Below are 24,707 nucleotides of genomic sequence, written 5' to 3' on the forward strand. Positions count from 1 at the left end.
GAAATTTTTAATGAAACTGTCAACTATTGAATGAACCGCTATCATTCGACATCATTTTCTTACTCGCTTTATGCCCTACGTTCCTAGTATCATAGAAGAAACACGGAATGTTGACACATTTCTTTTATCGATTGAAAGGAGATTACATCGTTGAAAAAGTTTCGAAGTATATTTTTTGTTTGGGGAATTGTCACACTTCTCTATACCGTTTGGTCGATTTTTTCCTATTTCCTAAGTGAATCTTTCACGTTTCACTTAAGTGGTGGCTTATTTGTATCAGGTATACTCATCTTTGCCATCGGGATGTTCTCCCATATGAGTGCATCCGGTCTATTTGACGGAATCATGTACGGATTTAAACGCAATCGACGCGCAAGGTTGAAGGAAATTGATGCCGATTACGAAGAGGATGAGGAAGAAGATCCGGAAGATCGACAACTCCGTAAACAATCGGCTTGGAACTGGGTGTATGTCGGAGTTGGAAGTATCGCTCTCTCATTTCTCGTCGCTTTTATTTAATCTTTTCGTCACTTGAATCCTGTGCTAAACTAAATGCAGAATAAGAACGCTTGGATGAAGACAAGTAATTCAATTCCCCTTTTCCTCAGAGAGTCTACGGTGCTGTGAGTAGATGAAAAGTTATTGAATGAATGGACTTCGGAGTGGCTCGCCTGAACAAAAAGTATGGCGAGACGGTTCACGCCCGTTAACGCGTTCAAGTGGCATAGTATATGCAAATTTGGGTGGCACCGCGGTTATTCGTCCCGATTTATTCGGGAGGACGACTGCGGTTTTTTATATTTTTCGGAGGTGTATTCACATGGCAACGATTTTTTCAGGAATCAAACCGACCGGCGTCGTGACGCTCGGGAACTACCTTGGCGCGATGAAACAATTCGTCGACCTACAAGACGACAACAATGCCTATTATTGTATCGTCGATTTACATTCAATTACTGTTCAACTCGACCGTGTCGAGCTCATGAACAACACGCGAAAATTAGCAGCACTTTATCTCGCGTCCGGTCTCGACCCGGAGAAAGCGACGATTTTCGTACAGTCTGAAGTAAAAGCACACGCTCAACTCGGTTGGATGTTAACTTGTATCGCCGGCATGGGCGAGCTCGGTCGTATGACGCAGTATAAAGACAAGTCGCAAGGCAGCGAGAATGTAGGCGCAGGGTTGTTCGTCTACCCGACGCTCATGGCTTCTGATATTTTGTTATACAATACGGAACTCGTTCCAGTCGGAGACGACCAAAAGCAACACATCGAACTTACTCGTGACTTGGCGGAACGCTTTAACAAACGTTATTACGAGACATTCACGATGCCGGAACCACTCATTCAAAAAGAAGGCGCACGGATCATGTCTCTCACGAATCCCGTGAAGAAGATGTCGAAATCGGATTCGAATGCCAAAGGATATATCTCGATGCTCGACGAGCCGAATGTCATCCGCAAGAAAATCAAGAGTGCCGTCACAGATTCGAGTGGTGTCATCTCATTTGATCGGGAGAATAAACCGGGGATTTCGAACTTGTTAGAAATTTACTCGCTTTCGACAGGGACCCCAATCGATGATCTCGTCAAACAATATGAGAACTCGAACTATGGGACGTTCAAACAAGATGTGGCGGAAGCGGTTGTTGCTCTACTTGAACCAATTCAAGCTCGTTATCACGAATTGCTCGACTCTCCAGAACTCGATGAAATTCTTGATGCCGGTCGTGCGAAAGCTGAAGCCGTCGCAAATAAGAATCTCGCGAAGATTGAAAAAGCGATGGGTCTCAGTCGTAAGCGCGCCAAAGTGAAAAAATAAGCTTGTTGTGACAGAACTCTCCATGTGAGAGTTCTTTTTTGTATTAAAAAATGTACATAAAAAGAGAGACAGGCGTCCCTGTCTCTCTTCGTAAGATGACTTGATTATTCTTTGCCTTCGATTGAAGCCCACTTGTAAGAGTAGTCCGCACCGAATGCGTGCTCAACGATTCCCTTAACGTAAGGTTTCGTGAGGCGAGCTGATCCACGTTGGTAAACTGGCGAGATTGCGTTCTCTTCAAGAACGATTTTCTCTGCATCTTGCAATTGCTTCCAACGCTCAGCTGGGTCTGTGCTTGCTTTCGCATCAGCAATGAGTTTATCGAACTCTTCGTTCGACCATTTACCACGGTTGTATGGTCCGTCTGTGACGAAGAGATCAACGAATGTCATTGGATCTTGATAGTCAGGGCCCCAACCAGCGAACGTAAACTCGAAGTCCCCTTTGTTTTCAAGGTCAAGTTTGTTGTTGAATGGTTGTTGCTTGATTGAAACGCTCATACCTGGAAGGTTCTTCTCAAGTTCACCTTTGATGAACTCACCGATTTGCTTCGCAGACTCTGAGTCGTAGTTGAGAAGTTCAAGTTCAACTTTGTCTGTTCCGAGCTCTTTGAGCCCTTCTTCCCAAAGTTTTTGTGCTTCTTCTACGTTGTAGCCACCGATGTCGCCATTGCCTTCACGGAAGTCTTTTCCGTCTGGACCTGTTACGAAGTCTTTTGGTACGAAGAAGTTTGCAGGGATTGAACCGTTCGCAAGAAGTGTTTCTGAGATCGCTGTTTTGTCATAAGCGCGGTCAATCGCGTTACGGATTTTTTGGTTGTCGAGTTCTTTCACTTTCGTGTTGAACTGGAGGTAGAAGATTGTTGGTTCAACGACAGTTGAGAAGTCTTCGTTGTCTTGGTATTGAGCAACGAGTTCAGAAGTCAAGCCTGTACGGTCCACGTCACCGTTTTCATACAAGTTAACACCTGTTGAAACTTCTTTAACGACTTTAACGTTGATTTCTTCAAGTTTAACTGTGTCAGCATCCCAATAGTCTTCGTTCTTGACCATCTTCCAGCCTTGCTCGCGCTCCCAGCTGTCGAGTTTGAACGGTCCGTTGTAGAGAGTCGTCTCTGCAGATGTACCGAAGTTCTCGCCTTGCTCTTTATCGAATGACTCGAGTTTTGGCATGAATACGCCGAAGCTAGTCAATCCGAGGAAGTAGTCAGCTGGTGCTGTCAATTTAACTTCAAGTGTTTGATCGTCGATTGCTTTAACGCCTACAGCATCGCGCTCGCCTTCACCTGTGTTGTACGCTTCTGCGCCTTCGATGATTGACATAACGTATGCATATTGTGATGCGTTATCTGGGTTGAGTACTTCTTTCCAAGCGTATTCGAAGTCGTTCGCTGTGACAGGCTCCCCGTTTGACCAAGTCGCGCCTTCACGGATTTTGAACGTGTACGTTTTCCCGTCCTCTGAAACTTTGTGGTCTTCAGCCATACCCGGAGTCGGGTTGTCTTCTTTGTCCATACGGTAGAGACCTTCGTTAACGTTGTTTAAGACGTTGAACGATACAGCATCTGTTGCGAGTGTCGGGTTAAGTGAAGGAATATCTGAACCGTCGAGCAAGTTGAGGACTTGCGCTTCGTCTGCAGAACCTTCCGAACCTGATCCATTTGAAGACCCTGTTTCTTCTTCCCCTGTCGAACATGCAGCTAGGAATGCACTAGATAGAAGTGTAACCGATGATGCTAAAGCAAAACCTTTTTTCTTATTCATTGCGATGACCCCCTGATTTTTTCGTTTTAACGAAGTGAATGATGGTAGAAAATTCAGTCATTTCTTCTGACAGTATTTGTTACCAAAATCCCGTTGATGCAATAATACAATATTCTGATAATTTTGCAAAGTGTTTATTTTGATTTTTCTAAAAAATTTTATCTATAGTCAAAAAGCCCGCCTACAGTGGCGGGCTTTTAGCTCAATTTTCGTATTTTTTCGCAAAGGTTAGGACATATGAAGGACCGATGACCGGAAAACCGATATGGTCATAACCTTTCTCGATCACATAAGAACGTCCAGCTTGATAGATTGGCATAACAACAGCCTCTTCTAACAGCTGTGCCTCCGATTCTCGGAAAATCTCATTTCGTTCTTCCAACCGATCTGTTGAGCGAGCCTGATCCATCAATTGATCATACGATTCGCTGGCATATCGACTCGAATTGAGGACATCGTTTGTTTCAAATTGAGTCAAATAGGCGGATAACATCGGATAGTCCGGTTGCCAGCCTGATAGAGAAAACGCATAATCCCCTGAGACTTCTTTCCTAACTTTTTCTCCTAGGGGGAGCTCGATAATGTTAACGGTCAAACCATCCAACTGTTCCAAATTCTTCTTTAATTTTGCGGAGATTTGACGCGCTTCGTCATCGACAAAGCTGAGCAGCTCGATTTCGAGTTCATCTTTCTTCAGCCGTTTCTTCACGGTGTCAAACAATTGGTCTGCGTTTCCTTCTAATTGTGCGATCGAATCCTCTTGGGCGATGACGAGTAATCGTTCTGTCGTCTGTTCCGCTCGCGCGAGTGAATCCTCGATTTCCGACCGCTTAAGCGTCAATGCGATGGCTTGTCGGAACGCTACATCATTAAACGGGGCTTTTTTTACATTCGGCTTTAAATAAAAGACTCCACTTCGTGGAACTTCCTGTACGTTCAAAATTTCCTCATCAATCGTGGAAACGTCAAAATCGTATGGGACGGGTTGCATCCCTGTCGCTTCCGTCAAGTTCGCTTCACTATTAATGGTAATCGTTTCAAGCGTCACCTGTTCAGCTTCTCGGTACGTTTCATTTTTATGTAACGAGATGGTCGTATCTCCGATTGCCTTGATTTTAAATGGACCGTTCGTCTCTAGTTCTTCCCATGCTTCCACATTTGGTTGAGGTAAAAATGCGGGCATCGCCAAAATCTGTTCGAACCCTTCCATCGAACGGACAAGAGTCAGCTCGAGCGTCCGGTCATCAATTGCCTTGACCCCTAGCGTATCCGGTTCTTGTTGACCAAGCCCGATTTCTTTTGCAGATTGAACATCTGCGAGTAAGAAGCTGAACGGTGAATTCGTATCAACGTCCACGAGTTTTTGGAAGTGATCGACGAATGTTTGCGCGTCAATCGCATTCCCTTCTGTCGTCACACTCTCTTTTAATGTGAATGTATAGACCGTTCCATCTTCGGATCGCTCTAACTTCTCAACGAGCGCTGGTTCGATGGACCCGTCTGCTCCGAATCGATACAGGCCTTCATAGAGATGGGACAGGATTGTTTGAGATGACGGATCGATTGCTAGCATGACATCCGGCTGAGTCGGAAGTGACTCCCCGTAAATCGTCAATTGTTGTTCTTCTACTGGTACTAGTTTGCGTGACTGCTCTCGTTGTTCGTTCCAAATAAATAAAAAAAGGATAAGGACTGAACCTAACAAGGCGGCCACGATGAATGATTTCTTTTTCATTCGTTGCACTCCTTTCTGTTAGACCAACCCTTATACCCTAACCTTTTTTGTGTGTTTTTTCTACCGTCAGTTCATCACTTTTGCAAATGCGAGTGTCGCATTGTGGCCCCCGAAGCCGAGTGAGTTACTGAGTGCATAACGAATGTCAAGTTCCCGATTTCCTTCACGTATATAATCCAAATCACAATCTGCTGCTGGTGATTCGCAGTTAATCGTTGGATGAATCTTGCCTTCGTGAATCGATAATGCTGTGATGACGGCCTCGACGCCACCTGCACCACCAAGAAGGTGACCGATCATCGATTTTGACGAGTTGACGGCGAGCTTATCAGCGTGTTCCCCGAACACACGACGAATCGCTTTCGTCTCGAGCATATCGTTGAGTGGTGTACTCGTTCCGTGCGCGTTAATGTATTGAACATCTTCTGGCGTGATTCCGGCGTCTCGAATCGCCTCACTCATCGCTTTCGAACCGCCCTCAGCTTCAGGGGATGGTGCTGTGATATGGTAAGCATCCGAACTCATCCCATATCCAACAACTTCAGCGTACATTTTCGCACCACGTGCTTTTGCATGTTCATACTCCTCTAAGACGAGCACCCCGGCTCCTTCACCCATGACGAATCCGTCACGGTTTTCATCGAACGGACGGCACGCCGTGTTCGGGTCTGGATTCGTTGAAAGGGCTTTGTTTGAACAAAAACCTGCGAACGAGAGTGGTGTGATTGGCGCTTCCGCTCCACCTGCGAACATGGCGATCGCATCTCCACGTTGAATGACACGGAACGCTTCCCCAATGGAGTTCGTCCCTGACGCACAAGCCGTCACGGAACAGTTGCTCGGTCCTTTTGCTCCAAGATAGATGGATACTTGTCCGCTCGCCATGTTCGGAATCATCATCGGAATGAAGAACGGGCTGACGCGACGTGGTCCACGGTCATGAAGGATGGCCGACTGTTTGTCAATCGTCTCGACGCCACCAATCCCGCTCCCGATCCAAATCCCGACATCGTCCGCGATGGCTTTCACGTCGAGTCCGCTGTCCTTATGGGCAGCGTCTGCCGCAAGTAAAGAATATTGGATGAAGGAGTCCATCTTACGTGCTTCCTTCGGTTCGACTAAATGATCGATGTTCCATTCCTTCACTTCCGCACCGACCTTGGCCGGATATTGACTGATGTCGATCTTCGTCAACGTATCAATGGCGTTTTCCCCTTTTAAAAGACGGTCCCACATTGTTGAGACATCGTTTCCTAATGGTGATACGACTCCTAATCCTGTCACTACTACTCGTTTCATAAATGATTCCCCTCCGTAATGGTTGCGTGATTCCATGTCAGACAGCTAGCCCCCCAGGTGAGTCCGGCACCAAACCCTGCGATGACGACCGTTTGTCCATCTTGGATTTTGCCAGACTTGACCGCTTCGGCCAAAGCGAGTGGAATGGAAGCTGCTGATGTATTCGCATGGTCTTGAATGGTCATGACCACTTTCTCTTCTTCTAAGTGTAACCGTTCCATCGCAGCGTCGATGATTCGACGGTTCGCCTGGTGTGGAACGAGGACGTCAAGATCTTCCAACGTCTTGTCTGCTTTGTCTAGCGCTTCAAGCACGATTTCGGGCATCTTCCGAACGGCAAACTTGAAGACTTCGCGACCGTTCATGACGATTTTACCTTCTTCATTCTCATACAGATGTTTTCCACCTGTCCCGTCACTTCCGAGCACAAGTGAGTCAATTGAAGCGATCTCGTCTTCCCCGAGCACGACAGCCCCTGCTCCGTCCCCGAAGAGGACAGCAGTCGATCGGTCATCCCAATCAATTAGACTTCCCATCTTCTCTGCGCCAATGACGAGCGTCTTTTTCAATCCTTTTGAATCCATGAGACTCTTCGCCGTGTCCATCGCGAAGATGAAACCGCTACATGCCGCGCTCACATCGAAGGCGACAGCGGCTTTCGCTCCGAGATTCGCCTGTACCACACATGCGGTTGCCGGGAAGGCTGGTGCTGTAGCCGTCGCACAGACGATCGCTTCAATCTCATCGATTGCGACGCCCGCGCTCTGTAACGCCCGTTCAGCGGCACGTGTCGCCATATCCGCGACCGTCACATCACCCTCAGCCAAATGACGTGCCTCGATGCCTGTACGTGTACGAATCCACTCATCGCTCGTATCCATTCGTTTTTCTAAATCGATATTTGTCACCCGATTGTCCGGTAAGAACGACCCGATGCCGATGATTCCAATATTCATATCGTCGACCCCTATTCTTAGTATCTGGTACTAATATAAGGGAATAAAAAGAGGATGTCAATGCATCCTCCTCGTGTAGACTGGATTAAGCTTGTTCTAAACGCTTCGTGACAGCCATGACCATCTTCGCAGAATTGATCGATGCTGTCTCCAAGAACTCATCAAACGACAGATTCGCTTCTTCGTCCGCACTGTCTGAAATCGAGCGTGTGACGACGAACGGGACACCAAACTGATAGCACGTTTGGGCGATCGGAGCAGCCTCCATTTCGACGGCTGCGACGCCATCGAAATGACCGAGGATGTCCGCCACGCGTTTCGAATCGTTGATGAACGAATCTCCTGTCACGATCAATCCCTGGTGCACGTTCACGTCCGGCAAGTTTTCAATGACATCTTTACAGACGCTGACGAGCTTGGCATCCGCCTCATACGCCGGCGGCATGCCTGGTACTTGTCCATATTCATATCCGAATGCCGTCACGTCGACATCGTGATGACGAACTTCCGTCGAGACGACGACGTCTCCGACTTTCATTCCCTTTTTAAAACCGCCGGCAGAACCCGTATTGATGACGACGTCCGGTTTGAACTTATCAATCAAAAGTGTCGTGCCGATGGCTGCATTGACCTTCCCGATGCCTGACTTCAAGATGACAACTTGCATGTTTCCAAGATAGCCCTCATAAAAATGATAGTTCGCGATTTCAGTGTCTACTCGTTCTGTCAACTCGTTCCGAAGTAAATTCACTTCTTCTTCCATCGCGCCGATGATGCCTACTTTCATTCCGTTTCCTCCTCAGAAAGAGAGCGACTTCCGAATAGGAGGTCGCTCAACAATTTATTTGATTTCTTTAATTTCGACGACCATGTCGCCACCTGGTGTTTGCACCGTGACCACATCACCAATCGTACGACCAAGAAGTGCCTTGGCGATCGGTGATTCGTTCGAGATTTTCCCTGTGAACGGGTCTGCCTCAGCTCCACCAACGATTGTATACGTCTCGTCTTCATTATCTTCTTGGATGAAGAACGTTACCGTCTTCCCGATTGAGACAACCGAGTTATCGCCTGCATCATCTTGAATGATGACCGCGTTACGGAGCATCTCTTCTAATTGTGCGATGCGTCCTTCGACCATCGCTTGTTCTTCTTTCGCCGCGTCATATTCCGCGTTCTCTGACAAGTCACCGAAGTCACGAGCAATCTTAATATTTTCAACGACTTCTTTACGGCGGACCGTCTTCAGTTCGTTTAATTCATGTTCGATTTTCGCTTTTCCGTCTAACGTCATATAGTGTTGTTTTTCAGCCATTTCTGTCACTCCTTCATTGTCTCCTAGTATATTACAGCTAGGGTTGAATTGAAAACGATTTATTTCCTCAAGCGCGATTGCGCTCAGTGAGCACCCAACGGATTTTTGTCACGAGTAAATCGATTGCAACAAAGTTTTCTCCGCCTTCAGGAACGATGATGTCTGCATAACGCTTCGTCGGTTCACAGAACCGCAAATGCATCGGGCGGACGACATTCGTGTACTGCGCCACGACCGAGTCGATTGAACGTCCACGTTCATTGATATCACGCTGCATGCGACGCAAGATTCGAACGTCCGCATCTGTATCCACGAACACTTTAATATCCATCAATTCACGCAAACGTGCATCCTCGAGTGCCAAGATTCCTTCGACGATGACGACATCGACGGGCTCGATCAAGATGGTTTCACTTGAACGCGTGTGAGCCGCATAGTCATAGACCGGCTTCTCAATCGCCTGATGTTGTTGTAACTGTTGGATATGTTCAATCAACAAATCGTTATCAAAGGCGAAGGGGTGGTCGTAGTTCGTCTTGTACCGCTCCTCCATGGTCATCTCTGATTGATCCTTATAGTACGCGTCTTGCTCGATCATGACGACCGATTGACCTTGAAACGCATCGACGAGCGCGCGGGCCACGGTCGTTTTTCCTGATCCGGTACCCCCGGCCACGCCAATAATGACGGGTTTATGTTGCATCAAAGTTAAGTCCTCCTCATCGTAATTTACGACTGATTGCTAGGCCATCACCAAGGGGCAAAATTGCAGTATGATAATCGGTCCGTGCCATCAATTGCTCAGTAAACTGCTTCACGAGACGAACAAGCCGACGTCGGCGTCGGTCTAAAACCGACACGTCCTCTAGCAAGACGTCCCCTCGTAAAAACAAATTATCGCTGTAAATCGTACCACCAATTGGTACTAAAGCGCCATACCCATCAAAAAATTTTTGATATTGTCCTTTTGCCGCATCAATAAACACGGCATCGAATTCACCTTCAATCGATCCAATCAATTCGACGGCATCACCGTGAATGAGCGTAATCCGATCGCGCACGTCCGATCGATTGATGAATCCCGTCGCTTCTTCAAAACGACGAGCATTTCGCTCGATTGTGACGATTTCTGCATCGGGTAACAACTCCGCCATGCGAATGGCACTATAGCCGATGGCCGTCCCCACTTCGAGAATTCGGGTCGGCCGTTGCATCGCCAATAAGGAGAGCAATACTTCCGAACCCGTCAAATCCATGATTGGGACGTGATGGACACGCGCGAACGCCTCCATCTCCGTCAATAGCGGGGAGCGGTCATTGATCAGTTTTTCTACATATCCCTCATAGGATGCATGGTCCACTCGTTCCACCTCTTAACTCTCTTCATTCAAACGACCGGAAGCATCCGCTTCCGGTCGTCCCATCAATTACTGTTTGCTTCTTCAAACGCTTCCCATTCGGAACGGTACTTATTGACGTTTTGTTGGTGATCCTCATAGTCGACCTCGAACAAGACTTCCCCGTTCGGGAACCCTTCACGTGGAGGGCGCGCGTAGAAGTAAATGTTCTCCGTATCGTTCGGGTTGAGCACCGCCTCAAATGCGTCACGGCTCACGGCCGCAATCGGTCCGATCGGAATGCCTTCATAACGATACGTGTTATATAGAGAGTCGTTCTCTAAGTCCGCGAATGAAGTGAAAATCGATGTTTCCCCCGTTCCGTACCAGACGGTCGGGTCAGATTGTAACTTCATTCCGTCATTTAAGCGATTCTCAAACACACCGGCAATCTCTTTGCGGTCTTCCGTTGACACCGCCTCTTTCTCGACAACGGATGCGAGCGCGAGCGTCTCATGGAACGTACGTCCTGAATCGGCTAAACGATCTTTGTATTCTTGATACATACTTTCGGTTGGCAGTAACATCTCATCGATGATTTCATTGAGCGTTACGCCTTTATTGAATTCATATGTGGCTGGGAACAGGTATCCTTCAAGCGGATGATAGATGCCTTCCTGCAAGACTTCCTCCGTCAACATTTCATGCTCGTTTACGAGAGATTGAATGTATTCACGGTCGCTCAACTGCTCAGAAATCTCTTCTTTCGGGATTTCGGCCACTTTCGCAAGTCGCGCAATCACCTGGTCAATCGTGAATCCTTCTGGAATGACGAGCTTAATATCAGGGACCACAATGACTTTACCTGTTTGCAACGTTTCAATCAATTCATCGATTGATTGTGACGGAGATAACGTATACGTCCCCGCCTGGAACGACGATTCGTTCTTAAAGCGTGTATAGAAACGGAAAATCGTGCTACTCCTTACAAGCCCATTCTCTTCTAGTAATTCACCAATGTATCCCGAACCAGCACCGAGCGGGACTTCAATCTCGACCGTTTCAGTCGAAGTTGGGTCAATCGGTTCGATGGAACGCTTCACAAAGACATATGCGAGCGCCGACCCTGTGGCAATGACGAGAAGGAAGATGGCCAGGATGACAACCGTGATACGACGGACGATCCGGTTGCGGGCACGTTTCTCATCTGACATAGATGGATGATTCATGCATTTCTCCCCTGTTCTTTTTATAAAGAGAGGCGACGAGGGACATTCCCTAGCCGCCCGTCCCCTATTTAGTCTAGACCGACTTCGTCATTGACGATGTCGAATGCTTCCATGACCTCTTCGAAGTCTTCATCGTCTTCGACGAGCTTCAAGATGAATTCGCCATCTTCAAGTTCTTCAATTTCAAATGCGTATACTTCAATCGTATCTTCGTCTTCTGTCTCTGGTGCGCCGACCGGTTCAAGTACGACAAATGTCTTTTTCGAACGGTCGCTCGTCATACGGAAAATTTCTGCAAATAAATGTTCGTCTCCATTTTCATCTGGAATACGGTACATTTCTTCTTCACGACGGATTTCTGCCATGAGAGATTCCTCCTTATTTCCCGGAACGATCCAGGTAGTTTTGTAAAATCATCACGGCCGCCATTTTGTCGATGACCGCTTTTCTCTTTTTGCGGCTGACATCTGCTGAAATGAGCATCCGTTCCGCTTGCATCGTCGTTAATCGTTCATCCACCAACACGCAAGGTAAACCCGTCTGTTCTGTGAACGCCTCGGCAAATGCCTCGGACGCCTCACCGCGCGGGCCGACTGTCCCATTCATGTTTTTCGGGTGACCGACGACGACTTCTTTCACATCGTACTGCTCGATGAACGGACGAAGGAGACGGACGGCTTCGTCAAAGTCAGGTTCGGTCCAGTAGACCGTCTCCACACCTTGCGCCGTCCATCCCATCAGGTCACTCACCGCGACACCAATCGTCTTCGATCCGACATCGAGTCCCATGACTCGCTTCATATTAATCCTCTCTACGATCGTTCAAATACGATTTGACCAACTCTTCGAGAAGTTCATCCCGTTCAATTTTGCGAATCAAGTTTCGCGCATCATTATGACGTGGAATGTAGGCAGGGTCACCTGACAGTAAGTATCCCACGATTTGATTGATCGGTTGATAACCTTTTTCCTCGAGTGCTTGATATACCGTAATCAGCGTCTCACGTGTGTTAGCACGTTGATCATCTTCTGGAAAATTGAATTGCATCGTGCGATCCATTTGGCTCACAAGAATCCACCTCTTTCCGTTTGCACTTCACACTCTATTATGCCAGTGATTCGACGTAATGTGAAGCAAACTTCAATGCTTCGTCCAGTTTTGTTGCATCTCGGCCACCTGCTTGTGCCATGTCTGGACGACCGCCACCGCCACCACCGCAGCGTGTCGCGACTTCTTTAATCAGTTTTCCGGCATGGAAGCCACGGTCGTTCAGGTCTTTCGTCACACCTGCGACGAGGTTGACCTTCTCCCCATTTGCCGACCCAAGGATAATCACAGCAGAGCCGAGTTTCCCTTTCAAGTCGTCGACCATGCTGCGAAGGGCATCCATGTCTTGTCCATCGACGCGTTTCGCAATCAACTGGACGCCGCCAATCGTTTCAATCGCATCCGTTAATGAAGATGCCTCGATGTTGGCAAGCTTCGCTTTAAGCGACTCTGAAGCACGCTCGACTTCTTTGATTTCAGCTTGAAGTGCTTGTACGCGTGCAGGAACTTCAAGTGGTTTCGTCTTCAACAACTTCGCTGTCGCTTCGAGCGTTTCGATTTGCTGGTTCATCACTTCATATGCGCCAGCTCCTGTGACCGCTTCAATTCGACGCGTCCCAGCGCCAATCCCTGATTCAGACAAGATTTTAAAGAGTCCGATTTCAGCCGTGTTGGAGACGTGAATCCCACCACAAAGCTCAACCGAGTAATCCCCTGCTGATACGACACGAACGACATCACCATACTTCTCGCCGAAGAGTGCCATCGCGCCTTTTGCTTTCGCATCCGCAATGTTCATTTCTTCGATATCGACACCGATCGATGCCCAAATCTTCTCGTTCACTTGACGCTCAATGGATTGAAGCTCTTCTGATGTCACTTGACCGAAGTGAGAGAAGTCAAAACGAAGACGGTCTGGTGTCACGAGTGAACCGGCCTGGTTGACGTGCTCCCCGAGCGTATCTTTGAGTGCGCGGTGCAAGAGGTGCGTCGCCGTGTGGTTCTTGACGATGGCTTGACGCGATGCTTGGTCGACAGAAGCCGTGACGGCTACTTCCGCTTTCGCCACACCTGACTCGACCGTGACTGTATGCAAGTTCTGTCCGTTCGGTGCTTTCGACACATCTTTTACGCGAAGAAGGAAGTCTTCTCCGACGATTTGTCCTTTATCACCGATTTGACCGCCGCTCTCAGCGTAAAATGGTGTCTGATCGAGGATGACTTGTGCCTCTTCCCCTGCAGCGACGACGTCAGCGAGTTCGCCGTTGTGAATCAAGCTGATGATTTTTGCGTTCGTCTCAAGGTTGTTGTATCCGAGGAAGGTCGATGGCATCGTGATGTCTGCAAGCACACCCGACTGAATCTGCATCGATTCTACGTCAGCACGCGCTTGACGTGCACGTTCACGTTGTTCATTCATCGCTTCTTTGAAGCCGTCCTCGTCGACCGTCATCTGATGGTCTTCTGCATATTCGATTGTCAATTCGAGCGGGAAGCCGTACGTGTCATAAAGACGGAATGCGTCTTGACCGCTGATGATGTTTGACCCAGCTGCTTTTTGTGCTTTTGCGACTTCGTTCAAAATCGCGAGTCCGTCGTTCAACGTTTCGTGGAAACGCTCTTCCTCGTTCTTGATGACTTTCTTGATAAAGTCTTTCTTCTCGTTCACTTGCGGGTAGAAGTCGACCATGATGTCACCGACGACGTCGACGAGCTCATACATGAACGGACGCTCGATACCAAGCATCTTCGCATAGCGGACCGCACGGCGGAGAAGACGACGGAGGACATAGCCACGTCCTTCGTTCGATGGGAGTGCCCCGTCACCGATTGCGAACGATACCGTACGGATGTGGTCCGCGATGACTTTGAACGCAACATCTTTGCTACTGTCTTGACGGTATACGTCGCCACTGATTTTTTCAGTTTCACGAATGATCGGCATGAAGAGGTCGGTATCGAAGTTTGTCGGTACGTCTTGAAGGACGCTCGCCATCCGTTCGAGTCCCATCCCTGTATCAATGTTTTTACGCGGAAGCTCTGTGTAGTTTCCATGTCCGTCATGGTTATATTGGCTGAACACGATGTTCCAGATTTCAAGGTAACGCTCGTTCTCCCCACCCGGATAAAGTTCAGGGTCTGTCGGGTCGTCCCCGAATGCTGGACCACGGTCAAAGAAGATTTCCGTGTTTGGACCAGATGGACCTTCACCGATTTCCCAGAAGTTATCTTCTAGCGGGATGATGCGGTCAGCTGGCATGCCAAGGTTCATCCAGATTTGTTTTGACTCTTCATCGTCTGGGTGAATCGTGACGGAGAGACGGTCCGGATCGAGTCCGTACCATTCGTCGCTCGTCAACAGTTCCCATCCCCATGTGATTGCTTCTTCACGGAAGTATTCACCGACTGAGAAGTTCCCGAGCATTTCGAAGAACGTATGGTGACGTGCTGTCTTCCCGACGTTTTCGATATCGTTCGTACGAATCGATTTTTGAGCGTTGACGATCCGTGGGTTCGCTGGGATGACACGTCCATCAAAATATTTTTTCAATGTCGCAACACCTGAGTTGATCCACAACAAAGTCGGATCTTCGACCGGTACGAGTGAAGCACTCGGCTCCACGCTGTGCCCTTTTGATTTGAAGAAATCTAAGTACATTTGGCGAATTTGTGCGCCAGTCAATGATTTGAGCGGTTTCATGAACAATTCCTCCTTATTTCTGAACGAAACGAAAAAAAAGCGATGCCTGCCCCTGTGGAAAGGGACGAAAGCATCGCTTCGTGGTACCACCCTCGTTCGCACGGTATACACCGTGCCTCGAACATCCGTTAACGTGGATGAGGCGCCCAGGTTGAGTGGGGACTCCAGAATAGCTTCGGCCGGCCGACCTCCATCTTCTCGCAGCCTAGGAAGATGTCTCTGTAGAGGTGGTGACGACGTACTCATTTCCTTCATCGTCTGTATCGTTTCAGTTGTCTATTCGTCATTATCACACGCGTTCGGAAAGACGTCAAGACTTCCCGCCTAAGCGTTCGACCAATTTTGTCCGTCGCACTGGTTCCTCTTCTCGCGTCGCCGCCTCAAGCGCACGCACATCACCGAACAAAAGTAAGCTCTTCTTCGCCCGAGTCACGGCTGTATAAATCAAGTTTCGTGACGATCGGAATCCTCCGTTGAAGAAGACTGGCATGAGCACGATCGGGAACTCGGACCCTTGTGACTTATGGATCGTGATGGCGTAGGCATGGGTGAACTGGTCCCATTCACTACGGTTGTACTCGACTTCTGTCTGATCGAATCGAATATAAATCTTGTCGACCTTATCAACGTTTTCCTTCGCGTAGAAGATGTTCGTGATTTCTCCAATGTCCCCGTTATAAACGTTTTCCTCGGCGTTGTTGACGAGTTGTAGCACTTTATCGCCATTGCGGTAAATGCGCGTCCCATGTTTCACTTCACGGGCACTCGATTTTGGATTGAATACGTTCTGAAGTGCTTCATTCAGCCCATCAATTCCACAGACACCCCGATATGTCGGTGCGAGCACTTGAATATCAAACGGTGAATATCCTTTTCGGAGAGCCGCTCCTGCCATCTGACAAATCGCTTGAAGTGCCGTCTCTTGATTCGCCGTATAGAAACGCCGGTCCGGCAGTGACGCCAACAAATCGTCTGGCATTTTCTTCGCATTCAACGAATGAGCGAGACGGAGGATACTTGACTCCGACGCTTGGCGATGGACGACGTCAAGGCGAACGACTGGAATCCCTTCTGTCGCCATCAAATCGGCAAGTACTTGCCCCGGTCCGACAGATGGGAGCTGATCACGGTCTCCGACGAACAAGATTTTCATGCCGTTCGGTACCGCTTTAAGCAAACTTCGGAACAAAAAGATGTCAATCATCGACGCCTCATCGACGATGAGCACTTTCCCGACAAGTGGATTCGTCTCATCGACTTGGAACGAACTACCGTCGAACTTTAACAAACGGTGGATCGTTGATGCCGGTAGCCCGGTCGACTCACTGAGGCGTTTCGCCGCTCGACCCGTCGGTGCGGCCAAGACGAACGGGAGCGGTTGGTTCGGAACGGGTTCTAACTTCCAATCGAAGACATCGCTAAGTGCATGAATGATTCCTCGAACGACCGTCGTCTTCCCGGTACCCGGTCCACCGGTAAGAACCATGAGCGGTGACTTGAGAGCAAGTTCAATCGCTTCTCGCTGTTGAGTGGCATATTCAATCGAGAACATCTCCTCGACACGTCCGACCGCGTCAAAGATGGTCGTCATGTCCACGTCCTCTGTCGTCGATGTCGCCATGATTCGGGCCAACTCTTCTGCCGCCTTCCGTTCGGCACGGAAGACACGGGGATGATAGACGACCCCATCCTCGATGACGACCCGTTCTTCTTTAGCGAGCGATTCGAGCGCCGTGACGAGCGCATCACCCGGATCGGCCCCGATGATTCGAGGCATCTCGGCTTCGAGTTGATCCGCCGTCACGTAGAGATGACCGTTCCCTTGCTCGAGTTCTAATACGTACAGCACGGCTGCCGCGATGCGTTCAGGATGAATGCCTTGAATCCCAAAATGTGCCGCGATGGCATCCGCCGTCTTGAATCCAATTCCCTGTACGTCGTACATGAGCGCATACGGATTCTTCTCAATCGTCTCCATCGCCCGTCCTTCATACTCTTTATGAATTTTCGAGGCGAGACGTGGCGTCACGTCGAATGGAGCGAGAAACAAAAGCAACTGATCGACCCCATATAAAACGTTCAGGCGCTCGGTGATCACACGTGCCTGCTTTTCTTTCAATCCGTCTACCTCGGACAAGATGCTCGGATGTTTCACAATCTGGTCGATACAATCGTCCCCGAGAGAATCCGCAATCTTCTGCGCCGTTTTTTGACCGATTCCAGGGAAAGACCCGTTCGTTAAAAATCGCACGGCAGCCCGTTTCGTCATCGGGACGACACGGCGAATCCAATCCGCCTTCATCTGTTTTCCGAATCGAGGGTGTTCGACGAGACGACCGTGCGCTTTATACGTCTCGCCCTTCTCAATGCCGACTCCGACGCCAGCGATGACCATCTCGGTCTCATCCGTCTCAAAATTCTTTTCTTTTATACGTACGAGCGCAATTGTATGCGCCTCTTCTTCTGATTGAAACAGGACTCGAATGACTTTTCCAGTCAACTCATAAGGTGCTGCCATCATATCCGACACCTCCAGCTATTTTTCCATCATCCATTATAGCCCGAGTTTGAACGGTAGGACAAATCGCCTAACTGAACAGGTTGAGGATGCGCTCGAGCTGGTCGAGGTCGACACGTTCAAGAATCCGAATCAGCTGATCGACATCGATTCGGTTCAAGATGCGCTCAAGTTGCTCCAAGTCCACGGTTTCAAGCAGTCGTTCGAACCGTTCCAGCTCCCCCGAATTAACATAACCTTCGAGCCGCTCGAACAGCTCGGTCCGCTCGACACGAAACAGTTGCTCAAGCGATGGTCGCTGAATCAACAGCACAAGTCCCGCGGCGATGACGTGGACGCCCCAGTTCAACACGACGTGACCGAGCCGTACCGTCTGTCCGACGAACGGGACGAGCGGGATGAACGACAGCTGCAACACGATAATCCCTAGCTGGACGTACGGGTTCGGGATGAACCAAGCCACGAGGGCAAGCAAGGCCGGGACGACCCACGCCACCCCGACCGCACCAAACGTCACGGACCAGGACTTGTTCGCCGACAATATCCAATGCATGACGACACCGATTACAAAAAATGTCGCAAACAGGAGTAACAGCACGGTCGTCGCCCGTTCCGACTCGACGACGACCCGGAACAAGAGATTATTCGTCCACTCGCCCGTCGCGAGACGATTATCGACTTCGATGAACAGACGACCGAGCATGAACCATTCGATGATGAAAAAAATAACGACGCTGACCAAACTAAACATCCGCATATGCTTTCTCCCCTCTCACATTGCTAATCCATTTCCCGAACAATCGGACGGCTATGCACGTTTTTCGTCGAATCAAAGCGGGAACTGTTCGAGTGAACCTATGAAGGAGGGACTATGTATGACGAAACGTATTCCAATCAGTGGCCTGTGTGAACTCGTGTTAGAAGTGACCGACATGACCGAGGCCGTCGATTTTTGGCACGGCAAGCTCGGACTTCCCGTCGTCGAACAATGGGTCGGTGACGATGCCGAGCCGAGCGAAGCACAGGAACAGGCGGACGAACCTTGGGCGACGTGGCTCTATGTCGGGGGGAACACCCGTCTCGGCCTCTGGCTGAAACGAGAGTTCACATCGGAAGAAGAATCGAACCGCCAAGAGGACGTGACCGAGTGGGACACGCTCTATGATGAAGGCGGCGCCCACGTCCACTGCGCATTTTTCGTTCCGATGGAGTCGTTCGACCAAGCGCTCGAAGTGTTAGAGGCATCAAACATCCCGACGAAACTCCGGACGTGGGACGAGGACGAGACGGTCAACGGTAAAGAGCGCTCGGCCTACTTCAAAGACCCGAGCAAGAACGTGATCGAGCTATACACGAAAAACATGGACGAGGCCTACGGTGAGTTCGGCGGCGAGCCCGTAAAAATCACGACGAAACAGCTCTGATTCACATTTACGCTCGACAACCCACATGATACGATGAGAGAAAATGGAAAAGGTCGTGCTATATGCGTTTCTTCCCGCTTTTCTTCTTGGCTTGTTTAGGCTTGCTCACCTTTGGGCTGTATTTTGTGATCGATGCGTTTCCCACGCTCGACCGACCCACTTCGTTTGCAGCGTTGGCGTTCGTCTCACTCGGGACGAGTTTCCTGATTTTGATGGATGGTGTACGACGAGCCAAGTCCGGAAAGCGTGTCTTGTGGAGCTACCTCGCGCTCTCCGGCACGCTTGTATTGATGACTTTTAATCTTTTGATTTGGGTCATCGGGGAGGTGTCCGCATGACGCTCACCCTCCCTGAATGTATCACCGGCTTTTCATACGGCGACTGTTCCGCCCCAGGGTCAGATTGGAAGACGTTCAAATCGATTTGTTTTGAGTTCACCCGGATTAAACGAGGAATATGTTCCTTTACCATTGGGGACGAAATCACTCCGAATTATCACCAGGCGAGTATCACATGGAGTGAGCAAACCATCTATGTCCTGCTCAGCAGAAACTATCCTGTCATCGGCATCTCCAAACTCGAACCGTTTCAATATGAATTCATCGATGTACCCGAACTGACCGACATGTTTCCTGACACCTATCAGATTCCGTCAGCGGCTGAGTTGAATGAGCGGTTCGATTTGTCGCTACAGCCGTTTCTGAACAAGGCGGAACGCGGAGAAATCAAATATTGGGAACCAGAGACGGTCGGTAACGTCATTTTCCATTATTGGGACTAACAAAAAGCGCCTCTCGCAAAAACTGCGAGAAGCGCTATATTAATTTAGTTACCGAGCAGTGCATCCATCTTCGCGATGGCGTCACGTGCGAGTTCGTGATCGGGTTGCATCTCAAGGACGCGTTGCAACTCAGCATACGTTCGTTCCTGGTCACCTAAGAACGCATATGCGATCGCCAAGTTGTAACGGGCATCCGTATGGCTCGCATCAAGGTCGAGCGTCTCTTCTAACGCAACGACTGCCTCTTCGAGCTGCTCACTTTGCGCGAGGGCAAGTCCGTACTGGAACGTGATTTCTACGTCTTCCGGCGATTGCTTCTTCGCTTCACGCAGGCGTGGCATCGCACGAACGAAGTCACCCATCGCTTTGTACGTCAAGCCCAGCATAAAGTGAAGATCGGCATCGTCCATCCCCGAAAGGAGCGCTTGGCGAAGCGACGCCTCCGCTGACTCCAATTGCTCAAGTTCATAGGCAAGGGCGCCTTTCGCATAGTGCGCGGCACCGAACGAGCCATCGAGTTCAATCGCTTTGTCATAGAAGATGACGGCACGATCGTAATCGTTGATCGCCTGAAGCAACGTCCCCATGTTGACGAAACCAGTCGGGTCTGTCGGATTCGCTTCAATGGCCTCATTGAAATGTTTGGCTGCCTGTTCGAATTCACCTTGCTGCATCGCTTGGATGCCTTGTTCGTTTGCGTTCATATCAATCACCTCATCCGATATAGTCGAGTCGTTTGCCGTTGCGGTACGCTTCGTCAATCGTTGCCCCACCGAGACAGACGTCGCCGTCATAGAAGACGACCGCTTGTCCTGGCGTGATGGCACGTTGTGGCTCGTCAAACTTGACGAGGACTTCGCCATTTTCGAGTGGAGCGACCGTGACCGGCACATCTTGTTGGCGATAACGGAACTTCGCAGTCGCCCGGAACTCTCCTGTAGGAGCGGCTCCCGTCCATGACAGTTTCGAAGCGAGAAGCGCATCTGAATAGAGCGCGTCGTGATGGAAGCCTTGTCCGACGAACAAGACATTGTTCTCGACATCTTTTCCGACGACGAACCAAGGATCACCGTCCCCACCGATTCCGAGACCGTGACGCTGTCCGAGCGTATAATACATCAACCCGTCGTGACGTCCTTTGACGACACCGTCGAGCGTCCGCATTTCTCCTGGCTGTGACGGAAGGTATTCCGATAAGAACTCTTTAAAGTTCCGCTCACCGATAAAGCAGATTCCCGTCGAATCTTTTTTCTTCGCCGTCGCGAGTCCTGCTTCTTCGGCAATCGCACGTACATCTTTCTTGTCCATATGACCAATCGGGAACATCGTCCGCGCGAGCTGGTCTTGAGACAATTGGTTCAAGAAATACGTTTGGTCTTTGTTGTCGTCTTTTCCTCGTAACAGACGGTGCTCGCCATCGACATATTTCACTTGCGCATAGTGTCCAGTCGCGACAAAATCGGCACCGAGTCGAAGCGCATGGTCAAGGAACGCCTTGAATTTGATTTCTTTGTTACACATGACGTCCGGGTTCGGTGTCCGACCGAGACGGTACTCCGCTAAGAAATATTCAAAGACGCGGTCCCAATATTCCTTTTCAAAGTTGACCGCGTAATACGGAATCCCGATTTGGTTCGCGACGGCGATGACGTCTTCATAGTCCTCTGTCGCCGTACACACACCGTTCTCGTCCGTGTCGTCCCAGTTTTTCATAAAAATCCCGATGACGTTATACCCTTGCTCTTTTAACACATGGGCCGTCACCGATGAATCGACGCCACCTGACATGCCGACGACGACCGTCGTCTCTTCAGGGGCTTTCGTGCGTAAATTCATCTATCTCACTCCGTTCATAAATGTCGAGACGACTTCTTGTAGTCGCTCCGCGAGCCGTTTCGCGTCCTCGACCGAGTTACCGTGGCCAAAACTGATTCGAACAGACTGACGCGTCCGCTCTGAATCCCCGTACATCGCCGACAATACGTGGGACGGTTCGACCGACCCTGCCGTGCAGGCACTTCCGCTTGAAATCGCCATGCCCCGCATATCCATCATGATGAGGAAGGGTTCAAGGTCAATTCCAGGAAGGTATAAGTTCACGATGTGAGGTAAACGATTTGACCCGTTCACCTCATAAGTTACGCCTAGTTCGTCAAGACGCTGACGTAGTGCCAAATCGAGCGACTCATAGAGAGTCACTCGGTCTTCACGCTCTGCCATGACGAGTTCAGCTGCTTTTTGGAATCCGACGGCACCCGGAACATTTTCCGTGCCGGCTCGACGTTTACGTTCTTGTTGTCCACCGAAAGAACGTGACGCTAATTTTACACCTGTTTTCATGAAAAGAAAACCGATACCTTTTGGCCCATTCACTTTATGTGCGGACGCCGACAATAAATCAACATGAATCGCCTTCACATCAATTTCTTCTGTACCAAGCGCTTGTACCGCATCCGTATGGAAGAGAGCCTGGTGATCTTGTAACAACTCACCGATTTCGTGAATCGGTTGGCGCGTCCCGACTTCGTTATTGCCATACATGATCGATACAAGAATCGTGTCATCCCGTAAGGCTGAACGAACGGCGTCGACAGTGACGGCTCCCGAAACATCGACATCGAGATACGTGACGTCGAAGCCCTCACGCTCGAGCTGTTCCATCGCGTGAAGCACGGCGTGGTGCTCGACTTTTGTCGTAATGATATGTTTGCCTTTTTCCTGATGGGCATGTGCCGCACCGAACAAGGCATAGTTATCCGACTCCGTCCCACCTGACGTGAATACAATCTCGTTCGGTGAAGCACCAATCCACTTCGCGAGGACGCGACGTGAAGAATCGAGCGCCGCCCGGGCGTTACGTCCAATCCCATGGATGCTCGACGCGTTCCCATACGTCTCTAAAAAGTACGGTGTCATCGCTTCAAGGACTTCCGGTCGCATCGGTGTCGTCGCAGCGTGATCAAAATAGTTCATCTAAGGTCACCTCGTTCTTAAATATAAAACATGTAGCCGTCTGACTCTTCTTCAGCGAGGTCCGCGAGTGTCGTTTCGTCAAGGACGGTATCGATGGCTTCTTTGATTTTATCCCAAAGCTTGCGTTTCACCGCATCATCTGCTTCAGAATCTTCAACGATGGCTAAAGGTCCCTCGAGCAAGCGAATGATTTCACCTGCTGTCACTTCTTCTGCCGGTTTGACGAGTTGGTAGCCACCGTACGCACCCCGTACACTCTTGACGAGTCCCCCGTTACGAAGTGGACCGATCAATTGCTCCAAATAATGCTCCGGCAACTCATGGCGTGCGGCAATCTTCTTTAAACTGAGCGGCTTGTTATCTGTTTCACGCGCTAATGCAATCATGATCGTTAAGCCATAGCGGCCCTTTGTAGATATTTTCATCTTCAAGTCTCCTTCTGTTATACTAATCGAACAAACGTTTGTCGAAAGGAATGGTTACGTATGCCTGATTTGTTTCATCAATCGAATGGCGGACCGCTCGCGAACCGCATGCGCCCCGAAACGTTAGATGACGTGATCGGACAGCGCCATATCATCGGCGAGGGCAAGCTGCTTCGCCGTGCCATCGAAGCCGACCGACTCGGTACGATTATCCTATATGGTCCACCTGGCACCGGTAAGACGACACTTGCCCGTGTTATTTCGAATTACACGAAAGCGACATTCGTCCAATTGAACGCCGTCACGGCCAAACTCGATGAATTGCGGAACGTCATTCGTGAAGCGGAGTCCCGGTATGATTATGAGGACGAACGGACGATTCTCTTTTTAGATGAGATTCACCGGTTCAATAAGCTCCAACAAGACGCGCTCCTCCCTGCCCTTGAGTCTGGCAAGCTCGTCCTCATCGGAGCGACGACCGAAAACCCGAGTTTTGAAGTGAACGCCGCTCTCTTGTCACGGGCGACCGTATTTCGACTTGAGCCACCAGGTGCCGAGGAGTTACGTATCGTCCTTGAGCGGGCGCTACACGACTCACGTGGTCTCGGAAGTTATCCCGTCAAGATGGATGAAGCTGCTGCAGACCATTATATCAAAATGGCGGATGGTGACTACCGTGTCCTATTGAACGCACTCGAACTCGCCGTCTTGACAACGCCTGAGGTGGACGGAGAGATTCATATCACACTTGAGGTCGCGGAAGAGTCGATTCAACAGAAGTCGATTAAATACGATAAGACGGGTGATCGACATTATGACGTCATCTCGGCGTTCATCAAATCGATCCGTGGGTCTGACCCGGATGCTGCGCTTTACTGGTTAGCCGTCATGATCGAGGCTGGCGAATCGCCACGCTTCATCATGCGTCGCCTTTACGTCCATGCCGCCGAAGATATCGGAATGAGCGACCCGAACGCACTTCTCATTGTCGATGCAGCAGCACGAGCGAGCGAGTACATCGGTTTCCCGGAAGCCCGCATCCCGATTGCCGAGGCTGTTCTCTATTTGGCGACCGCACCGAAATCGAACGCGGTCATCACCGCGATTGACAAGGCGCTCCATCACGTCCGGACAGTTGAGGGTGGGCCTGTACCCGTACACCTGCGTGACGCCCATAGTCCAGGAGCACGTGAACTCGGAAACGGGGTCGGATACAAATATCCACATGACGAAAAAGACGGATTCGTTCCTCAGAACTACTGGCCAGAGAATTTGGCTAGAAAACGACCAAATTACTATAAACCGACGCCACGTGGATTTGAGCAACAAATCCAAAAGCGGCTCGACTATTGGGAAAAACGACGCGACTCGAAATGAGCCC

25 protein-coding genes and 1 other annotated feature are annotated in these 24,707 nt (G+C 49.7%); of the genes, 6 read left to right on the forward strand and 19 right to left on the reverse strand.

Features of this window, described 5'->3' with window-relative positions:
* The first annotated feature begins 150 nt into the window (after nt 1-150).
* Nucleotides 151-519, forward strand: coding sequence for a DUF3899 domain-containing protein (locus tag KNO72_RS02790; protein WP_214757163.1), 369 nt, complete (start codon nt 151-153; stop codon nt 517-519).
* 42 nt (nt 520-561) lie between these two features.
* Nucleotides 562-770: a binding site (T-box leader), on the forward strand.
* 50 nt (nt 771-820) lie between these two features.
* The gene (gene trpS / locus KNO72_RS02795; protein ID WP_214684582.1) at nt 821-1,822 is read left to right on the forward strand and encodes a tryptophan--tRNA ligase; all 1,002 of its coding nucleotides are present in this window, start codon (nt 821-823) and stop codon (nt 1,820-1,822) included.
* 104 nt (nt 1,823-1,926) lie between these two features.
* On the opposite strand, the gene KNO72_RS02800 is transcribed toward trpS, so the two are convergent.
* The 15 genes from KNO72_RS02800 to KNO72_RS02870 form a co-directional block, all read right to left on the reverse strand.
* A complete protein-coding gene (locus KNO72_RS02800; RefSeq protein ID WP_214684583.1) occupies nt 1,927-3,585 on the reverse strand; it encodes a peptide ABC transporter substrate-binding protein in 1,659 nt (552 codons plus the stop codon).
* A gap of 202 nt (nt 3,586-3,787) precedes the next feature.
* On the reverse strand, nt 3,788-5,320 hold the full coding sequence (locus KNO72_RS02805; RefSeq protein WP_214757164.1) for a peptide ABC transporter substrate-binding protein: 1,533 nt from the start codon (nt 5,318-5,320) through the stop codon (nt 3,788-3,790).
* A gap of 66 nt (nt 5,321-5,386) precedes the next feature.
* A complete protein-coding gene (fabF, locus tag KNO72_RS02810; protein ID WP_214757166.1) occupies nt 5,387-6,619 on the reverse strand; it encodes a beta-ketoacyl-ACP synthase II in 1,233 nt (410 codons plus the stop codon).
* Nucleotides 6,616-7,575: a beta-ketoacyl-ACP synthase III gene (locus tag KNO72_RS02815; protein ID WP_214684586.1), complete on the reverse strand. Its 960-nt coding sequence runs from the start codon at nt 7,573-7,575 to the stop codon at nt 6,616-6,618. The genes fabF and KNO72_RS02815 overlap by 4 nt, the downstream gene beginning before the upstream one ends.
* Nucleotides 7,576-7,660: 85 nt before the next feature.
* On the reverse strand, nt 7,661-8,362 hold the full coding sequence (gene mtnN, locus KNO72_RS02820) for a 5'-methylthioadenosine/S-adenosylhomocysteine nucleosidase (RefSeq protein WP_015881203.1): 702 nt from the start codon (nt 8,360-8,362) through the stop codon (nt 7,661-7,663).
* 54 nt (nt 8,363-8,416) lie between these two features.
* Nucleotides 8,417-8,890, reverse strand: coding sequence for a transcription elongation factor GreA (gene greA / locus KNO72_RS02825; protein ID WP_015881202.1), 474 nt, complete (start codon nt 8,888-8,890; stop codon nt 8,417-8,419).
* A 67-nt stretch (nt 8,891-8,957) separates the two neighbouring features.
* On the reverse strand, nt 8,958-9,593 hold the full coding sequence (udk, locus tag KNO72_RS02830; RefSeq protein ID WP_214757295.1) for a uridine kinase: 636 nt from the start codon (nt 9,591-9,593) through the stop codon (nt 8,958-8,960).
* Nucleotides 9,594-9,609: 16 nt separating this feature from the next.
* A complete protein-coding gene (locus KNO72_RS02835; protein ID WP_015881200.1) occupies nt 9,610-10,251 on the reverse strand; it encodes an O-methyltransferase in 642 nt (213 codons plus the stop codon).
* A gap of 62 nt (nt 10,252-10,313) precedes the next feature.
* A complete protein-coding gene (gene mltG / locus KNO72_RS02840; protein ID WP_078146595.1) occupies nt 10,314-11,456 on the reverse strand; it encodes an endolytic transglycosylase MltG in 1,143 nt (380 codons plus the stop codon).
* Nucleotides 11,457-11,524: 68 nt separating this feature from the next.
* Nucleotides 11,525-11,821 (reverse strand): DUF1292 domain-containing protein, encoded by a 297-nt coding sequence (locus tag KNO72_RS02845; protein ID WP_078146594.1) that lies wholly within the window; start codon nt 11,819-11,821, stop codon nt 11,525-11,527.
* 13 nt (nt 11,822-11,834) lie between these two features.
* Entirely contained in the window at nt 11,835-12,257 is a 423-nt protein-coding gene (ruvX, locus tag KNO72_RS02850) for a Holliday junction resolvase RuvX (RefSeq protein ID WP_015881197.1), read from the reverse strand.
* A gap of 1 nt (nt 12,258) precedes the next feature.
* Nucleotides 12,259-12,525 (reverse strand): IreB family regulatory phosphoprotein, encoded by a 267-nt coding sequence (locus tag KNO72_RS02855; protein ID WP_015881196.1) that lies wholly within the window; start codon nt 12,523-12,525, stop codon nt 12,259-12,261.
* A 37-nt stretch (nt 12,526-12,562) separates the two neighbouring features.
* The gene (gene alaS / locus KNO72_RS02860) at nt 12,563-15,205 is read right to left on the reverse strand and encodes an alanine--tRNA ligase (protein WP_047795481.1); all 2,643 of its coding nucleotides are present in this window, start codon (nt 15,203-15,205) and stop codon (nt 12,563-12,565) included.
* 310 nt (nt 15,206-15,515) lie between these two features.
* Nucleotides 15,516-17,723 (reverse strand): SF1B family DNA helicase RecD2, encoded by a 2,208-nt coding sequence (gene recD2, locus KNO72_RS02865; RefSeq protein WP_251024820.1) that lies wholly within the window; start codon nt 17,721-17,723, stop codon nt 15,516-15,518.
* 70 nt (nt 17,724-17,793) lie between these two features.
* Nucleotides 17,794-18,480 (reverse strand): magnesium and cobalt transport protein CorA, encoded by a 687-nt coding sequence (locus tag KNO72_RS02870; RefSeq protein ID WP_078146591.1) that lies wholly within the window; start codon nt 18,478-18,480, stop codon nt 17,794-17,796.
* Nucleotides 18,481-18,598: 118 nt separating this feature from the next.
* Here KNO72_RS02870 and KNO72_RS02875 point away from each other — a divergent pair, with 118 nt between their 5' ends.
* The 3 genes from KNO72_RS02875 to KNO72_RS02885 all read left to right on the forward strand — a co-directional run bounded on the left by KNO72_RS02875 (nt 18,599) and on the right by KNO72_RS02885 (nt 19,928).
* Nucleotides 18,599-19,147 carry a VOC family protein gene (locus tag KNO72_RS02875; protein ID WP_240499799.1) on the forward strand — a complete coding sequence of 183 codons (549 nt, stop codon included), beginning with the start codon at nt 18,599-18,601 and terminating at the stop codon, nt 19,145-19,147.
* 62 nt (nt 19,148-19,209) lie between these two features.
* Nucleotides 19,210-19,485 carry a hypothetical protein gene (locus KNO72_RS02880; protein WP_078146589.1) on the forward strand — a complete coding sequence of 92 codons (276 nt, stop codon included), beginning with the start codon at nt 19,210-19,212 and terminating at the stop codon, nt 19,483-19,485.
* Nucleotides 19,482-19,928, forward strand: a complete 447-nt coding sequence (locus tag KNO72_RS02885; protein WP_078146588.1) for a hypothetical protein — start codon at nt 19,482-19,484, stop codon at nt 19,926-19,928. The genes KNO72_RS02880 and KNO72_RS02885 overlap by 4 nt, the downstream gene beginning before the upstream one ends.
* A gap of 44 nt (nt 19,929-19,972) precedes the next feature.
* Here KNO72_RS02885 and KNO72_RS02890 read toward each other — a convergent pair whose 3' ends face one another.
* Genes KNO72_RS02890 through cymR form a run of 4 tightly spaced genes read right to left on the reverse strand, consistent with a single transcriptional unit; the run spans nt 19,973 to nt 23,326 of the window.
* On the reverse strand, nt 19,973-20,755 hold the full coding sequence (locus KNO72_RS02890) for a tetratricopeptide repeat protein (RefSeq protein ID WP_312048438.1): 783 nt from the start codon (nt 20,753-20,755) through the stop codon (nt 19,973-19,975).
* Nucleotides 20,643-21,764 carry a tRNA 2-thiouridine(34) synthase MnmA gene (gene mnmA / locus KNO72_RS02895; RefSeq protein WP_015881190.1) on the reverse strand — a complete coding sequence of 374 codons (1,122 nt, stop codon included), beginning with the start codon at nt 21,762-21,764 and terminating at the stop codon, nt 20,643-20,645. Before mnmA ends, KNO72_RS02890 begins: the two co-directional genes overlap by 113 nt.
* On the reverse strand, nt 21,765-22,901 hold the full coding sequence (locus KNO72_RS02900) for a cysteine desulfurase family protein (protein ID WP_214684592.1): 1,137 nt from the start codon (nt 22,899-22,901) through the stop codon (nt 21,765-21,767). It abuts the gene before it with no gap.
* A gap of 17 nt (nt 22,902-22,918) precedes the next feature.
* The gene (gene cymR, locus KNO72_RS02905; RefSeq protein ID WP_031421454.1) at nt 22,919-23,326 is read right to left on the reverse strand and encodes a cysteine metabolism transcriptional regulator CymR; all 408 of its coding nucleotides are present in this window, start codon (nt 23,324-23,326) and stop codon (nt 22,919-22,921) included.
* 60 nt (nt 23,327-23,386) lie between these two features.
* Here cymR and KNO72_RS02910 point away from each other — a divergent pair, with 60 nt between their 5' ends.
* The gene (locus KNO72_RS02910; protein ID WP_214730876.1) at nt 23,387-24,703 is read left to right on the forward strand and encodes a replication-associated recombination protein A; all 1,317 of its coding nucleotides are present in this window, start codon (nt 23,387-23,389) and stop codon (nt 24,701-24,703) included.
* The last annotated feature ends 4 nt before the right edge of the window (nt 24,704-24,707 follow it).

This window comes from Exiguobacterium sp. s123 (assembly GCF_018617075.1).
GTDB lineage: Bacteria > Bacillota > Bacilli > Exiguobacteriales > Exiguobacteriaceae > Exiguobacterium > Exiguobacterium profundum.

Excerpts from the sequence above, each read along its gene's own strand:
- trpS (WP_214684582.1), top strand. The coding sequence starts at position 821 with ATGGCAACGATTTTTTCAGGAATCAAACCGACCGGCGTCGTGACGCTC.
- KNO72_RS02800 (WP_214684583.1), bottom strand. The coding sequence starts at position 3,585 with ATGAATAAGAAAAAAGGTTTTGCTTTAGCATCATCGGTTACACTTCTA.
- KNO72_RS02805 (WP_214757164.1), bottom strand. The coding sequence starts at position 5,320 with ATGAAAAAGAAATCATTCATCGTGGCCGCCTTGTTAGGTTCAGTCCTT.
- fabF (WP_214757166.1), bottom strand. The coding sequence starts at position 6,619 with ATGAAACGAGTAGTAGTGACAGGATTAGGAGTCGTATCACCATTAGGA.
- KNO72_RS02815 (WP_214684586.1), bottom strand. The coding sequence starts at position 7,575 with ATGAATATTGGAATCATCGGCATCGGGTCGTTCTTACCGGACAATCGG.
- mtnN (WP_015881203.1), bottom strand. The coding sequence starts at position 8,362 with ATGAAAGTAGGCATCATCGGCGCGATGGAAGAAGAAGTGAATTTACTT.
- greA (WP_015881202.1), bottom strand. The coding sequence starts at position 8,890 with ATGGCTGAAAAACAACACTATATGACGTTAGACGGAAAAGCGAAAATC.
- udk (WP_214757295.1), bottom strand. The coding sequence starts at position 9,593 with ATGCAACATAAACCCGTCATTATTGGCGTGGCCGGGGGTACCGGATCA.
- mltG (WP_078146595.1), bottom strand. The coding sequence starts at position 11,456 with ATGAATCATCCATCTATGTCAGATGAGAAACGTGCCCGCAACCGGATC.
- KNO72_RS02845 (WP_078146594.1), bottom strand. The coding sequence starts at position 11,821 with ATGGCAGAAATCCGTCGTGAAGAAGAAATGTACCGTATTCCAGATGAA.
- ruvX (WP_015881197.1), bottom strand. The coding sequence starts at position 12,257 with ATGAAGCGAGTCATGGGACTCGATGTCGGATCGAAGACGATTGGTGTC.
- alaS (WP_047795481.1), bottom strand. The coding sequence starts at position 15,205 with ATGAAACCGCTCAAATCATTGACTGGCGCACAAATTCGCCAAATGTAC.
- recD2 (WP_251024820.1), bottom strand. The coding sequence starts at position 17,723 with ATGGCAGCACCTTATGAGTTGACTGGAAAAGTCATTCGAGTCCTGTTT.
- KNO72_RS02870 (WP_078146591.1), bottom strand. The coding sequence starts at position 18,480 with ATGCGGATGTTTAGTTTGGTCAGCGTCGTTATTTTTTTCATCATCGAA.
- KNO72_RS02875 (WP_240499799.1), top strand. The coding sequence starts at position 18,599 with ATGACGAAACGTATTCCAATCAGTGGCCTGTGTGAACTCGTGTTAGAA.
- KNO72_RS02880 (WP_078146589.1), top strand. The coding sequence starts at position 19,210 with ATGCGTTTCTTCCCGCTTTTCTTCTTGGCTTGTTTAGGCTTGCTCACC.
- KNO72_RS02885 (WP_078146588.1), top strand. The coding sequence starts at position 19,482 with ATGACGCTCACCCTCCCTGAATGTATCACCGGCTTTTCATACGGCGAC.
- mnmA (WP_015881190.1), bottom strand. The coding sequence starts at position 21,764 with ATGAATTTACGCACGAAAGCCCCTGAAGAGACGACGGTCGTCGTCGGC.
- KNO72_RS02900 (WP_214684592.1), bottom strand. The coding sequence starts at position 22,901 with ATGAACTATTTTGATCACGCTGCGACGACACCGATGCGACCGGAAGTC.
- cymR (WP_031421454.1), bottom strand. The coding sequence starts at position 23,326 with ATGAAAATATCTACAAAGGGCCGCTATGGCTTAACGATCATGATTGCA.
- KNO72_RS02910 (WP_214730876.1), top strand. The coding sequence starts at position 23,387 with ATGCCTGATTTGTTTCATCAATCGAATGGCGGACCGCTCGCGAACCGC.